Raw genomic sequence first — 15,160 nt, forward strand, 5'->3', positions numbered from 1 at the left:
ACTTACACTGGCAACTGCAACTTAAAAGACCTTTGAGCCTCAAAGTGACGTGGTTCAAATAAGCGTAAAATAAAATGAAAAAAACACTATTAGTCATAACGACTTCGTTAATTGTCAGTGCGTGTGCTCATAGGCCACCACCTTTAGACATGGATGAAATATTTTTTGAAACGAAAATCAAGCAGGACGGTACCAAGCTCTTCGCGTTTAGCATTCCATTAATGAAACCGCGAGAAGGCGCTAAAGGTGGCGGCAGAGGCGACCGTGGTCAAGGGGTTGAAGGTGGCGGTGGCCGTGGAGGACAGGAAAACCGAGGAGGCTCATCACAAAATTCGTCAGATAGCAGCGATAGAATGACTGAGCAACTCTATGCCTCTCTTGATGAGAAATTGGATGAAACAGGTTATTGCCAAACCGGCTATATAGAAATCGATACACATCAAACCGAAGATAGGCTGCACCTATTAGGCGAATGTAATGAGACGGCGAGTGAACTGGACAGACTCGACTTCCCGAACGTTAATTAACGCACTTTTCATGAAGCGCACTGTTGATAGCGTGCGCTTTGTTTAACGCTCGTTTGCTCAACAACCTCTTAATCAACACAGAGGGTATGCTCCACCACACCATTAGACACATAAGCTCTGCAGCCAAATAGGTCGGTAGTTTCTAAACACACCCCACTGGCTTTTTGCCCAGCTTCCACCTGATTGTTTCCCGTAACACAAGCCACTTCGCATTCGCTGCTGTCATTACACGCATTGCCAGCATCATTCGCCGGTAAAACACAAGTATACGCCTGCTGTCGGCCTACTTTCTTCCACTTACCACCCTGTTTATCACACACTTTTTCAGACTCAATAGAATAGGCCTGCTGTACCAAAGGCAGAGAGGTATCAACAACATGCTCTAATTTTTCAACTTCTTCAACACTTGCTATCGGCTGTTCAATGACTTCTGGGGGCCGCGCACCACAAGCCGCTAAAGTTGCACCCAAGCCCACTGCCAACCAGGCCCCAAACCGATGCTGTATCTTAACGCTTGCCTGTTTCATTCTTTCCCTCTATTTGTTTTACTTTTTAAACAATTACTACTTAAAAGCCACGCTTTTTCAAACCTGCGATACTTATGACCACGGCTATTAGATAAGTTCTTATTTTTTCGATAAATCCTTATTCGTGCGCTGCGCTATGCCTAATAAATTATCGAGCCTATGAAATTTTAATGATACCTAGGCGGGTCTCTTCATACACTTCGCAAAACTTGCAGTATTTACGGATGCTTTATGACACTAAAACAAACCGAAAACCTAGTAACCGCCTTAATAACTTTCAGCTTCGCTGTTCTTGGCCTAACATTTTTATTGGGTGCAAATCCCAATGCACTAATAACTACTTTTAACTTTTATTCGTTAGGCGCAATAGTTAGTGAAAGTGCACTTGGTGCTATCACTGGGATTACATTATTGCTGCTAGCCTTAATGACATTTGCTGCTCGATTTAAGCTAGTGTCAGTAAAAACGGTTACGCTATTCGCTGCATTGGTTACCGCAATCCCCCTACTCACCTTGTTATCTCCCGGGCGATGGATGGCTGATTTAGGCGGCTTCCCGATTATCGGAAGTGGTCAAGGCATCATCAAGTACTTCGCAGTATTACCGCTTTTTCTGTTCTTGTTTTATCGCGACAAACTTTCGCATAAACAGCTGACTTACCTTAACTTTGCACCTGTAGCCATGGTTTTACTATGGATAGGGAGCATGAAGTTTTTCGAGTTTGAAGCCAATGCAATTGTTGGGTTAGTAGAAACCTCGCCGTTTATGTCGTGGCTTTATGACGTGTTCAGTGTACAGGGAGCATCGAATGTAATAGGTGGTTTTGACGTCTTTTTTGCGCTTGTTTTGGGCGTAGGTATTTACACTAAGAACAAGCCAATGATTATTACGAGTGGAATCGCTTGTTTATCCGTATTTTTGATGACCCAAACATTTTTGTTCACTGTGCCGAATACCTTTAACAGTGCCACCATCGTTAACCGTTTAGGCCAGTTCGTTATTAAAGACCTTTGGTTTGTCGCTAACTTAGCGGTAGTGGCCTACTTCACAATATTTAATTCGGTGTCAACTCAAAACCGAAAAGCGCAACTAGACTAAATTAGGCTAAATTTAGATACACAAGGCCGCGTGCTGCGGCCATTTCAAGTGATATAAAACAACAGGTAGATGACGGACAATCGTTTGATGCTCTTTATTTATCTTGTTCTACCAACAAGCTTACCCAGACTAATCTATGATCTGAGCTGGCCGCACGGTCTTTAACTAATCTATACAGGTCACTTGTTTTAGCTGGCCAAAAAACGCCAGCTTCATGTACATCGAACCCATATCGAGATGGTAGAACATAGTCAGCCCTGGCCCCCCAATAAGCGGTAAAGCGATTACTGTATTTAGCGCCAGATGCGCCCGCACCACCAGCGCTTGTTGGAATTGTTTCGTTATTAACTAGTGGGTGTTCGGTTAATTGCTCAATTACACCTTCTCTGTGTTTGTCCCCGATATCAGCAGCATTAAAATCGCCTACAAGTACAAAGCGCGTATTGTTTCCTAGGCTAACTTTTTCGCCCGTGTCATCATAGATATATGCGCCTTTGTCAGGAGAAAGGTAATCTGCCATCAACCTTATTTCATCAAAGTTGCGCTTACCGTTTCTGTCCTCTTTTCCATCAAAATTAGGTGGCGTTGGATGCATTGCAAGTATGTGAACGGTCTTACCGCCCACTTTCACCGGCACATCCCAGTGAGACTTTGAACTTAACCTCAATGCCGCCCATTCATTTACATCGTACCAAGGAGTGCCATTATCAGTACTTCCACTCTCATCGGGAATAATGGGGACCTGTGGGTGAGGCATGTGATGCCATTTAAAAGTCTGGAAAGTACGAATACCCTCAACATCAATTGGGTATTTTGACAGTAGCGCCATACCGTATTGTCCAGGATATAATCCGAACCCATAGGCATCGCCACCAAAACCTTCTGCCTTACCATTATTGTCTAAGTCGAAGGTGGTAGGCTCGCCCGTGTTTACTGGCGCTACGTAGGTGTAGGGGTAATCCACTGGCTTTAGGCCACGCTGAGAAACGTTCAGGTAGTTCTTTATAAAAGCCTCAACCCCTTTGCGTTTATCTGCAATGTAGTCAAACTCGTTCAACATTAAAATATCAGGGTTCATGCGTTGAATGATCTCAGCAATATTTTTGACTTGAGGGTGCTCACCTGTAGATAGAACGTGTTGAAGAACTTTATTGCTTGGCGGCATATCCAACGATTTATAGTTAGTGGCTTCCATACTTACGTTAAACGTAGCGACTTTAAGCATTTGCTGATCTTTTGAATAAGCCAAAGTGGATACGCACATTGCGGGTAAAAGAGCTGTTACAAAGAAAAGCGCCCTAATTTTCATGTTGTTACCTTTAAATAAAGTCGTTTGCTAACGATACCAATATGCATGAGGATTCTATACTATTTTGTACTGAAGAATAGCTAGGATCTGTTAAGCGTTAGGAGCAATGAACCTTACCTAAAGTTACCTCACTTGCGGCTATTTTTTTGCCCTTGTCGTTACAACCTTGGGTTAGTTTTGATCTTTCCAATTCTTGCGCTATCACCATTTTAAAAAATAACCGCACAATTAAAGCATTTAACAAAATTATATTGCACAAAAACATGCATAGAATGGAATAATAGAATCAATTACTCATATTGCACTGATATTCTTTTTCTGACGTTAAGAGAGTACAACCCTCCCTGACTTTAACTGCTGCACGCATTTGGAAGTAATGAACAAGAATTTAATAGGAAGAGAGAAGTGTTATGAAAAGCTGGGTTTCAAAAGCGATTAATACCATCAACGCAGATTATCAGCGCTCTGCAGACACCCATTTGATAAAGCTTGAGCAAATAGCATTTCAAGGTATCGACATCTATTTAAAAGATGAAAGCACTCACCCAACCGGCAGCTTAAAACACCGTTTGGCTCGCTCCCTTTTTCTGTATGCTTTGTGTAATGGAAAAATTGTAGAGGGAACGACTGTGGTAGAGGCATCATCAGGCAGCACTGCCGTGTCTGAAGCTTATTTCGCTAAAATGATTGGCGTTCCGTTTGTTGCCGTTATGCCTAAATCAACCGCCCAAAGTAAAATCGCGCTTATTGAGCGATATGGCGGACAGTGTCACTTTGTGGATTGCCCTACACAAATGCACAGCGAAGCCACTAAGGTAGCGAAAGAACTTAACGGCTACTTTATGGATCAGTTCCTTTACGCTGAGCGCGCTACGGACTGGCGCGGCAATAATAATATTGCTGAAAGAATTTTTGAGCAGATGAAAGCCGAACCCCACCCTGTACCACACACCGTGGTTATGAGTGCAGGTACAGGCGGAACATCAGCAGCCATAGGCCGCTACATACGATACAAAGGCCTCGCTTCAAAACTCGTTGTAGTAGACCCAGAATTCAGTGTGTTTTTTGATAGCTTTAAGATTAAGGATCATACACTTACGGCTACCCGTGGAAGCCGCATAGAGGGCATTGGACGCCCTAAAGTTGAAGCCTCTTTTCAGCATGACGTTATAGACGACATGATTGCTGTTCCTGATACGGCTAGCATTGCAACCATGCATTGGTTAAACAACACCATGGGAATTAAAGCCGGCCCTTCCACTGGCACAAACCTATGGGGCGTATTAAGTATTGCTGAACAAATGAAGCAGCGAGGCGAAGCGGGCTCTATTGTAACGCTTATGTGCGATAGCGGGGAAAGGTACGGTGACACCTATTACAACGAACAGTGGGTACTAAACAATATTGGTTGTACAAGTGTGTTTACTGAAAAACTAGAAAGTATCGAAAGCTGAAATAAAACTAAGGCAGCTTGATTTACACTTTAATCTGCTACTTAAAGTGCTGGCACGCTATATGTCGCGCAGCACTTTATTCAAATCATGGTTCACTATACATTGGCGATAGATTTTTAATTGAAAAAGCTCACGAAGCCATGATGAAAATAAAGATGAAAATAAATAACATTATTCGCAGCAGTGTTGCATTAACTGCCATAATCGCTACCCACAACGCCTTCGCCACGAGTACACCAACAGCTGAAGCCGTTAGCACCAGCAGTACTAATACAGTTGCAAGTTACTCCAAAGGTACTTCTAACAGCAACTATGAGAGCGTTTTTGCCAATCTTGCACTTCACTGTATTCATCAAGAGTTTCCGAATGTAGTAAAACACATGATGAATAGTGCCAACGACGTTAAAGCGCCTAGTAAACTGTACCCGGCCTTTTATGGTTGTTTAGACTGGCATTCGTCCGTCCATGGCCATTGGCTTTTGGTAAGGATGTTAAATACTGCGAAAGACGCAGTGAATAAAGACGAGATCATTGAAAAGCTAAATATCAGCTTTACGACAGAGAACATTCAAGGCGAACTTGCCAGCCTTAAGCGCGAAAACAATGCGTCATTTGAGCGCCCCTATGGCCTTGCTTGGTTTCTACAATTAACCGCGGAACTTCGTCAATCATCAATTCCAGAAGCAAAGGAGTGGCTAAACACGCTACTTCCGCTTGAAGAGGAAATAGTGGCAAGAGTAAGTGCATGGTTACCTAAATTGGCTTACCCAATCCGAACGGGTGAGCATAGCCAAACCGCCTTTGCCTATGGCCTAATGTTAGACTGGGCGAAGGTAGCAGACAACAAGGACTTTGAAGCATTGCTTACATCTAGAGTAAAAGCATATTACCAGGCTGATAAGCAATGCCCCCTAGCCTACGAACCCTCAGGGCAGGATTTCCTATCTCCGTGTTTGGCCGAAGCTGACCTAATGCGCCGAGTAATGGCTAAAGAAGACTACAGCCAATGGCTTTCAGCATTTTTTCCAGACCTAACCGCTAAAACATCAAATTGGCTAGCGCCTGCGACCGTGACAGACAAAACAGACGGTAAGCTTGCCCACCTAGACGGACTGAATATCAGTCGTGCGTGGATGATTGAAGGCATCATGGAAGCCTTGCCAGAGGGTGATGAGCGCATACCCGTATTGGAAAAAACACTGAAAGCCCACCGTAAAGCAGGGTTAGATGCTGTATTTGGTGATATGCACTACATGGGCAGCCATTGGCTTGGCAGCTTTGCCAGCTACTTAGAAACACAGCGCGGTTTGAATTAACTTATATCCTACTAAAGTGTGAGATGAATGAGCACTAAAGTGCTATTCGTCTCACTCGCCTACCGTGGCATGCTCATTCTATGGTGATATGAATAAAGCGCAGCTATGGAAATTTTACTTGTTGATGATCACGTAATAGTGAGAGAAGGCTTTTCTACGCTGTTATCTTCGGTACTCGAAGGCGCTGTCATCACCAATGCAAAAAATGCGCAGCAAGCCACAAATGCACTTCGTACCAACCACTTCGACCTCATTATTTTAGACATTAATTTAGGAGCCACCAGCGGACTTACGCTAGCGGAATACATTATTCAGCGCTGGGAGCACGCAAAAGTACTTATGTTCAGCATGTTCGATGATATTTCCATCATCGATAGAGCTATGAAGCTAGGGGCAATGGGCTATGTTAGCAAACAAAGTGAACCTGATGTGCTGATAAGCGCGGTGACATCTATCATTAAAGGCCGGCGTTATTTGGAACACAATACTGCAATTGAACTCGCCACATTCAACCTGTCACATTCCGGAAGCAACTTAACAGATCTGACACAAAGAGAGTTAGATATATTCCTTGGAATAGCGAACGGTCTCTGTCGAAAACAGGTTGCAGAAAGCCTCAATATTTCCGAAAAAACGGTTTCAAACGTTATCACCCAGCTCAAGCGAAAACTTGAGCTACAAACAAATGCCGAGTTTGTTCACCTTGCCATCAAGCAGGGATATATTAAAATCGCCAGCTAAACAAGACCCACTAAACAAAGTCGGGAAATCTTCCCTGTACTTTCGTCTCTTATATACCCCCCTTTGGTACTGACTTTATCTTATGACAAAGATACTTTATGTAAATCAAGATATTAGTGTTTTCACCCCACTTCAAACTAAGGGAAATTTTCCCGTGTTTTGGAGGACGAATTCCGTTTATAAGAGCCTCTACTTAGTTACATACTGTTAACACAACATCAAGGTAACAGTGGAAACAAAACTATGGCTAAGTTCTATTCAAAGGCTTCATTGGCCTTAAGCGTAATTATTGGTTTAGGTACGAGTTCACATTTATATGCGGACGATGGCGTGACATGGGCAGACATTGAAAATGATGCCAAGACGCCTGAGAACGTGCTGATGTATGGTATGGGTCCAGAAGCTCAGCGTTACAGCGGACTTGATCAAATCAACAAAGAAAATGTACACATGCTATCTCCGGCTTGGGTGATGAGTTTTGGTGATGAAAAGCAACGGGGTCAAGAGTCCCAGGCAATAGTGTACGACGGTATTGTCTATGTAACCGGTAGCTACTCCCGTATCTACGCCTATGAAGCAAAAACAGGTAAGAAGTTGTGGGACTACGCCCACCGCCTTCCAGAAGGTATTCGACCTTGTTGTGACGTGGTAAATCGCGGCGCAGCAATTTATGGTGACTTAGTCTTTTTCGGTACGCTGGATGCTGGCGTTGTTGCCCTTGACCGGCTAACGGGCAAAGTAAAATGGAAGAAGCGCTTTGAAGACTATCGTGCAGGCTACACCATGACGGGGGCACCTACGATTGTTAAAGACCAAAAGTCAGGAAAGGTCATGCTTATCCACGGTTCATCAGGTGATGAATTTGGCGTTGTAGGAAAACTATTTGCACGCGACCCTGAAACCGGTGAAGAGATTTGGATGCGTCCATTTGTTGAAGGGCACATGGGCAGATTAAATGGAAAAGACAGCACGCCTACTGGTGGTTCATACGAAGTGACAACGTGGCCAAAGGATGAAAACGGCGAAATGGTTGAGGCTTGGCACCACGGTGGTGGCGCACCATGGCAAAGTGCAAGCTTCGATGTTGAAACTAACACTATCATCATAGGTGCAGGTAACCCCGCTCCTTGGAATACATGGAAACGCACCGCCAAAGGCGGCGATCCGCGAGATTGGGATAACCTTTATACTTCCGGACAAGTGGGTGTAGATGCAACCACTGGTGAGGTTAAATGGTTCTATCAACATACACCTAACGACGCATGGGATTTCTCTGGCAACAATGAACTTGTTCTATTTGACTATTACGATAATGGAAAGCTCATAAAAGCGACGGCTCATGCAGACAGAAATGGCTTTTTCTATGTAGTTAACAGACAAAACGGTGAATTCATCAGAGGCTTTCCCTTTGTAGATAACATTACGTGGGCCACACATATAGACCCTGACACGGGTCGCCCAGTTGAAGTAGACGGACAACGCCCACCACTGCCTGAGCCGGGTGAAAAACGAGGAAAGTCAATAGAGGTATCGCCTCCATTCTTGGGCGGGAAGAACTGGAACCCGATGGCCTACAGCCAGAATACCGGCTGGTTCTATATGGGCGCAAACCACTGGAAAGAAGACTACTGGACGGAAGAAGTGACCTATAAGAAAGGTGCTGCTTACCTAGGACAGGGTTTTAGAATTAAGCGCATGTATGACGACCACGTGGGCGTACTTCGTGCCGTAGACCCCATTTCAGGTGAAATTAAATGGACACACAAAGAGAAACTTCCTATGTGGGCTGGGGTACTGGCGACGAAAGGCGGACTCATTATTACCGGAACGGGCGATGGCTATGTCAAAGCTTTCGATGAGGAAACCGGTGAAGAACTTTGGAAGTTCCAAACGGGCTCGGGCATCATTTCATGCCCTATAACCTGGGAAGAGGATGGTGAGCAATATATTGGCTTAGCGTCAGGGTATGGTGGTGCAGTACCTCTATGGGGAGGAGATATGGCTGAACTCACCAAACCTGTCGCGCAAGGTGGTTCGTTCTGGGTATTTAAACTTCCTAATCACAATAAGAAGCAAAACGTAGCTAAACAATAGCTTTAAATTTGCAAACCAAACCGAGAGGCGGTGAAAACGCCTCTCGGCATTAAGGAGCTCTCATGCGCTTACGTTTTCAAACAACCAAACAACTCCCAGTATTATTATTAGTCGCCCTATATTCAGCAACTGCCAGTGCCATTCCTGATTTCGAAGATGATGTGAAGATTATCAACGGATGTGAAATAAAACCAAAAACAGTATGTAGCAATACAGACTTGAGCGGTGCTGATTTGAGCCATGCAAATTTGCACGGGGCAGTATTCACAAACGTTAAGTTCAACAAAACCAATTTAAGGCACGCCAACTTAAGCTACTCGACGTTTAAGAAAAGTAACCTAGACCACGCTGATTTAGCTACCGCCAACTTAAAACATGCAGATTTACGCAGTTCAAAAGTTCGCAACGCTAACTTAGAAGGTGTAGATGGCTGGGCGCTTTTCGGTCAAGGGGTTGATTTCACCAACTCCAACTTTTCAGGCGCCAACCTAGACCAAGGGCGTTTATCAGGTGCGACAATGGTAAACACCAACTTGCGTGCCGCGCGCCTAGAGCGAGTTTGGATGAACAAAGCAAACTTTGAAGGTGCTTCACTCATTAACGCCAATATTCAGGAAGCAAAACTGAACGATGCAAGTTTGTATCGAGCGAACCTAACAGGCACGCGCATCCACTACGCAACATTTCAGGGCACTTTCATGGACGAATGTATAAATTGTCCGATTGACTGGTAAGCTAGAGCCCCCTTGGGGTTGCTCTAGCAAGGTCACTCACGTCTATGACAATTTAACTGCCAACTCAGCAGTTTCTTTCCCCAAAATTTTAAGCTGCTCTATGGTTTTTTCATCGATTAATCCACTGTGTTTAATGATATGCAATACTTGGAAACACAGTGCGGCATCCACTAATTTATATGTAAAAGAGTGAAACATGGTAAGAGAGCCGCACTCGATTCAGCGGCTTTCTTTCAACACCTAGCGTCAAAATTATACAGAGAGTTTGAGAAACAACACGTTATATAATGCTGTCTGTTTCAAATGCATTTTCACTTGAGCGATCCGCAAGTTTTTTGAGCATTGCGAGTAAAAGTAGGTTTTGAAACTCAGGCTCTTTTAAAAGAAAAAACCCCTCTGTTGAAATAATACTCTCAAAGAGAGAGATAATATTTAATAGCACAAGAAACCAAAATGCTATGTTGCTGTAATTTTTCTTGTCCATGATTATTAGCCTTTATCCATGCTTAAATAAAACTAAAAAAGCAGACCAAAGCCTGCTTAATCAATACTAAGGAATTTCTGGCTCGTTTGCACCATCGTAGAATCCGTTGCCAAATCCTCGACCGAAATCATAGGCCAGCCACACCTGCACCTGCCACTGCTTCGATTTCTTTAATGTTGATCTCTTCCATAATAAAGCTCCTTTTTTCAATTAAAGTGATGTGCTAATGCACTGAACTAGACTATGACACCAAAGCAGTATTGACGACTGTCCATGAGTTGGGTTTTACAACGTTTTGTGAATTGAAATTTATTTTTCTGGAATAGGCAATGAAGGGACTTGATGGCGTTAACTGTTTCTCATATTAAGTAGCGCACTCTCTAATCGAAGCGATTTCAAAGGCACACTTGTTTAGCATGGATAGAAATTCTGAAATGTAGATAGCTAGAGCGCGTGCGGCTTACTCTAGCTACCCTAAGCCCATGTCTCAGCCAAGCTTACCAGCCAACTCGGCGGTTTCTTTCCCCAAGTTTTTAAGCTGCTTTATCGTTTTTTCGTCGGTAATTGCGCCATCTTCCATAAGCGAATCAACCTTTGCGATAGCTTTTTGATTTGGCAACACCATTGTGCCTAGGTTTTCAAGCAGCATTCTCAGTACCACAAGTACACGCATGCCCCCTAATCCACCAGCAGACGCCGCCATAATACCAGCCACTTTACCTCGATAGGCTTGCAATGGTTTTTCCCCTTCCCCCATGCGCGATGCCCAATCGATAGCGTTTTTCAGCAATGCTGGGTAGCTAGAATTGTATTCTGGTGATGCTATAAGAAAACCATCATGACTCATTAGCAATTCTTTGAACGCCTGCGCTTTTTCAGGCATGCCAAATTCAGCCTCTTCGTCTTCATTAAATATTGGCATTTGATAGTCGGCTAGGTCAATAACGGTAACCTCTGCGCCAGCTTCACGGGCGCCTTCAGCAGCGACGTTAACAATAGCCTGGTTAAACGAACCTTTACGGGTACTACCTGCAAATGCAAGGATCTTAGTCATTTGAGTTTCCTGTCGTTAATTTAAGTAGTGTTCTAGTTGTCTGATTTATAGGAAGCTATCACCCTATCGGTTCTAATCGAAATGTAATACCACTGCACCTGCGGTTACACGCCGCGATTACGAACATTTTAAATCTCGCCGAGTACGCAATAATCTATGCCCACTGGTATAACGATCACGATTAGCGCAAACGAGCGTTGTAGGGGTGACGCTTATGTTTCGTATAAAAAAAGGCTGACAATCAATGTCAGCCTTTTAAATATCACTACCTATGTTGTACCGCGAACACTACATTTTTTCTAGTGTTTCGATGCCAAGTAGAGTTAATCCTTTCTCTAGCGTATTGGCAACCAAAGCTGACAACGCTAAGCGGCTATCACGTACAGTTGGCTCAATGCCGTCTTTTAACATTGGGCAAGCTTCGTAGAACGTCATGAACGCTGAAGCCACTTCGTACAGGTACGTACACAATACGTGAGGTGTCGCTTCACGAGATACCATGCCAATCACTTCTTCAAACTGCATCAATAACACTGCTAGCGCATGCTCTTGTTTCTCAACTATATTGATATCTACCGGCATAGTTGCCATATCAACACCCGCTTTTCTAAACAAGCTTTTCACACGGGTATACGCATATTGCAAATAAGGCGCTGTATTACCTTCAAAGCTTAGCATTGAGTCCCAGTTAAACATGTAATCAGTTGTGCGGTTCTTAGATAGGTCAGCATATTTTACTGCGCCAATACCTACCTTTCTTGCAACTTCTTTTAGCTCGTCTTCACTTAAATCGTTGTCACGCTCGGCAATCAGTTTGCCTGCTCGCTCAACCGCTTCATCAAGCAACTCAACCAATTTAACCGTGCCACCGGTACGGGTTTTAAATGGCTTACCGTCACTGCCTAGCATCATACCAAACGGGCAGTGCTCGTAAGTTTGCTCTTCTTTCATAAAGCCCGCTTTGCGGCCTACAATTTCAGTTTGCTTAAAGTGCAGCGCCTGACGAGCGTCAGTAAGAATAAGCGTACGGTCAGCGTTTAATTTGCCGCTACGATAACGCATTGCTGCAAGGTCCGTGGTTGCATAAAGGTAGCCACCACCCGACTTCTGGACGATATAAACCGCCGGGTTGCCCTCTTTATCTGCAAGCTCAGGAATAAACACCACCTGCGCCCCCTGATCTTCTACAGCGATGCCTTTTGCTTTGAGTTCGCTTATTACGTTGGCCAAGTCGTCATTGTAAGCCGACTCACCCATAATATCTTTACGGGTAAGGCTTACGTTTAGCTTGTCGTACACTTCTTCGGAGTGAGCAATAGACACGTCAATGAACTTTTCCCACAGTGCGAGGCACTGAGCGTCACCGCCCTGCAGCTTAACTACGTATTCACGGGCGCGGTCGGCAAAGCCTTCTTCTTCGTCAAAGCGTACTTTGGCTTCGCGATAAAAGTCTTCAAGGTCAGACAACGCAGTTTCCGCCACTTCCTCTTGAAGCTTGTCTGATAGGTGCGCAAGCAACATGCCGAATTGCGTGCCCCAGTCGCCCATGTGATTTTGACGAATTACATTGTGGCCCAAGAATTCAAGCACTTTAACCACGGCGTCGCCGATGATGGTAGTACGCAGGTGACCTACGTGCATTTCTTTCGCTAAGTTAGGCGATGAGTAATCTACGACAATGTTTTGCTCTGGCGACTTTGCAATACCCAAACGCGGATCGGTTAACGATAGCTCGCATTGGTTAGCCAGCCAATCATCGTTTAGATGTACGTTTATAAAGCCAGGGCCAGCCACTTCTAGCTTACTGGCAATATCGTCAAGCTTTACGGTTTCAACGATTTTCTCTGCAATATCACGTGGCTTTTGCTTAAGCTGCTTGGCTAGCGCCATAGCGCCGTTAAACTGGTATTCACCAAACTCTGGTCGAGCACTGCGCGAAACGGGTACTGGCGCATTCTCTACGCCCATCTCTTGCAGAGCCTCAGTGAAACGATTAACTAATAGTGCATGTATATTCATAATGTATATTTCTTTAATTTTCGCGCGTGTTCGTAAATTGAATATCTGGATAGCGTTCTTGGGCTAGCTGCAAATTCACCATAGTCGGTGCGATATACGTTAAGTTATCGCCTCCATCCAACGCCAGGTTCTGCTCACCTTTGCGGCGGAATTCATCTAGTTTTTTCTCATCACTTGAGTAAACCCAGCGAGCCGTTGAAACGTTAATATGCTCGTATAACGCATCTACGTTGTATTCGGCTTTTAAACGAGCCACAACTACGTCGAACTGCAGAACACCTACCGCGCCTACGATCAAATCGTTGTTTGCAAGGGGTCGAAACACCTGAACTGCGCCTTCTTCAGAAAGCTGAATAAGACCTTTCAGCAGCTGTTTTTGCTTAAGTGGATCTTTCAAACGAATACGTTTAAATAGCTCTGGCGCAAAGTTTGGAATACCCGTAAAGCGGTAGTTATCGCCTGACGTGAAGGTGTCACCAATTCGGATAGTACCGTGGTTATGTAAACCAATGATATCGCCAGCATACGCTTCTTCTAGTAGGGAACGGTCACCCGCTAAGAAAGTTAACGCATCAGAGATACGAACATCTTTGCCTAAACGGCTGTTGCGCATTTTCATGCCTTTTTCATACTTGCCCGACACAATACGACAAAACGCAATACGGTCACGGTGTTTCGGGTCCATGTTGGCCTGAATTTTAAATACGAATCCGCTAAATTTGCCGTCGGTACTTTCGATAGTCCCTTCTTCTGTTTCGCGTCCAAGTGGCGCTGGCGCCCACTCAACCAAACCGTCAAGCATGTGGTCTACGCCAAAGTTACCCAATGCCGTGCCGAAGAATACTGGCGTTAGCTGGCCTTCACGGAATAGCTCTTGATCAAATTCATTCGATGCACCGCGCACTAGTTCAAGCTCGTCGCGCAGAGTCTCGGCAAGATCGCTTCCTACTGCCGTATCAAGCTCTGAGTTATCCAACCCTTTAATGATACGCACATCTTGAATAGTGTGACCCTGACCGCTTTGATACAAAATAGTCTCGTCGCGGTGAAGGTGATATACACCTTTAAAGCTCTTACCACAGCCGATTGGCCACGTGATTGGCGCGCACAGGATATCAAGCTCGGTTTCTACTTCATCAAGCAGTTCCATAGGATCGCGAATATCCCGGTCTAGCTTGTTCATAAAAGTCACAATTGGCGTATCGCGCAAACGGGTAACTTCCATTAGCTTACGGGTTCTGTCTTCTACACCTTTAGCCGCGTCGATCACCATAAGGCACGAGTCAACGGCTGTTAGCGTACGATAGGTATCTTCAGAGAAGTCTTCGTGCCCCGGGGTATCCAGCAGGTTTACCAAGTGATCGCTATATGGAAACTGCATAACTGAGGTGGTTACCGAGATACCACGCTCTTTTTCCATCTCCATCCAGTCAGACTTAGCATGCTGACCTGATTTTTTACCTTTTACAGTACCGGCGGTTTGAAGCGCACGCCCGAACAACAGTACTTTTTCAGTAATGGTGGTTTTACCCGCATCCGGGTGCGATATGATTGCGAACGTACGTCGCTTTTTAATCTCTTCTAGAAGTTTCTTATCTGACATCAATACTTATCTTCGTTATCTATTATCCCTGTAAACCAATAACTTACAGGCGCGTTTTATATCGGATAGGCAATGCTTGTCCGCGCAAATTGTATATTGCGGTGAAACGCTTGATACGGCTTGGTAATTAATTGCGCGGATTTTAGCATTTTACTGGGCGTAACAGTAGAGCGAAATTACGTAGCACCTGTCTTATGACG

At 44.5% G+C, this 15,160-nt stretch carries 13 protein-coding genes; 7 read left to right on the forward strand and 6 right to left on the reverse strand.

Annotated features, from left to right (window positions below; genetic code table 11):
* Positions 1-74: 74 nt before the first annotated feature.
* Positions 75-527 (forward strand): hypothetical protein, encoded by a 453-nt coding sequence (locus ACXAER_RS17480; RefSeq protein WP_474831345.1) that lies wholly within the window; start codon positions 75-77, stop codon positions 525-527.
* A 68-nt stretch (positions 528-595) separates the two neighbouring features.
* Here the strand turns inward: ACXAER_RS17480 and ACXAER_RS17485 are convergent, their stop codons facing one another.
* Positions 596-1,054, reverse strand: a complete 459-nt coding sequence (locus ACXAER_RS17485) for a hypothetical protein (RefSeq protein WP_474831346.1) — start codon at positions 1,052-1,054, stop codon at positions 596-598.
* A gap of 231 nt (positions 1,055-1,285) precedes the next feature.
* Between ACXAER_RS17485 and ACXAER_RS17490 the strand changes: the two genes are divergently transcribed.
* The gene (locus ACXAER_RS17490; RefSeq protein WP_474831347.1) at positions 1,286-2,152 is read left to right on the forward strand and encodes a DUF417 family protein; all 867 of its coding nucleotides are present in this window, start codon (positions 1,286-1,288) and stop codon (positions 2,150-2,152) included.
* Between the two features lie 94 nt (positions 2,153-2,246).
* Here ACXAER_RS17490 and ACXAER_RS17495 read toward each other — a convergent pair whose 3' ends face one another.
* The gene (locus ACXAER_RS17495; RefSeq protein ID WP_474831348.1) at positions 2,247-3,461 is read right to left on the reverse strand and encodes an endonuclease/exonuclease/phosphatase family protein; all 1,215 of its coding nucleotides are present in this window, start codon (positions 3,459-3,461) and stop codon (positions 2,247-2,249) included.
* A 410-nt stretch (positions 3,462-3,871) separates the two neighbouring features.
* On the opposite strand from ACXAER_RS17495, the gene ACXAER_RS17500 reads away from it, so the two are divergent.
* From ACXAER_RS17500 to ACXAER_RS17520, 5 genes are all read left to right on the forward strand, one after another.
* Positions 3,872-4,915, forward strand: a complete 1,044-nt coding sequence (locus tag ACXAER_RS17500) for a PLP-dependent cysteine synthase family protein (protein ID WP_474831349.1) — start codon at positions 3,872-3,874, stop codon at positions 4,913-4,915.
* Between the two features lie 59 nt (positions 4,916-4,974).
* The gene (locus tag ACXAER_RS17505) at positions 4,975-6,231 is read left to right on the forward strand and encodes a DUF2891 domain-containing protein (protein ID WP_474831678.1); all 1,257 of its coding nucleotides are present in this window, start codon (positions 4,975-4,977) and stop codon (positions 6,229-6,231) included.
* Between the two features lie 105 nt (positions 6,232-6,336).
* Positions 6,337-6,972 (forward strand): response regulator transcription factor, encoded by a 636-nt coding sequence (locus ACXAER_RS17510; protein WP_474831350.1) that lies wholly within the window; start codon positions 6,337-6,339, stop codon positions 6,970-6,972.
* Between the two features lie 243 nt (positions 6,973-7,215).
* Complete coding sequence (locus tag ACXAER_RS17515) at positions 7,216-9,066, forward strand: methanol/ethanol family PQQ-dependent dehydrogenase (protein ID WP_014948731.1); 1,851 nt, start codon at positions 7,216-7,218, stop codon at positions 9,064-9,066.
* A gap of 62 nt (positions 9,067-9,128) precedes the next feature.
* Positions 9,129-9,800 (forward strand): pentapeptide repeat-containing protein, encoded by a 672-nt coding sequence (locus tag ACXAER_RS17520; protein ID WP_474831351.1) that lies wholly within the window; start codon positions 9,129-9,131, stop codon positions 9,798-9,800.
* A 280-nt stretch (positions 9,801-10,080) separates the two neighbouring features.
* On the opposite strand, the gene ACXAER_RS17525 is transcribed toward ACXAER_RS17520, so the two are convergent.
* The 4 genes from ACXAER_RS17525 to prfC form a co-directional block, all read right to left on the reverse strand.
* A complete protein-coding gene (locus tag ACXAER_RS17525) occupies positions 10,081-10,284 on the reverse strand; it encodes a hypothetical protein (RefSeq protein WP_474831352.1) in 204 nt (67 codons plus the stop codon).
* Positions 10,285-10,771: 487 nt separating this feature from the next.
* Complete coding sequence (locus ACXAER_RS17530) at positions 10,772-11,338, reverse strand: NADPH-dependent FMN reductase (protein WP_474831353.1); 567 nt, start codon at positions 11,336-11,338, stop codon at positions 10,772-10,774.
* Between the two features lie 288 nt (positions 11,339-11,626).
* The gene (gene argS, locus ACXAER_RS17535) at positions 11,627-13,357 is read right to left on the reverse strand and encodes an arginine--tRNA ligase (RefSeq protein ID WP_474831354.1); all 1,731 of its coding nucleotides are present in this window, start codon (positions 13,355-13,357) and stop codon (positions 11,627-11,629) included.
* A 13-nt stretch (positions 13,358-13,370) separates the two neighbouring features.
* Entirely contained in the window at positions 13,371-14,960 is a 1,590-nt protein-coding gene (gene prfC, locus ACXAER_RS17540) for a peptide chain release factor 3 (protein ID WP_474831355.1), read from the reverse strand.
* Positions 14,961-15,160 lie beyond the last annotated feature (200 nt).

The sequence above is a fragment of the Alteromonas sp. AWJ4_199 genome, assembly GCF_056159165.1.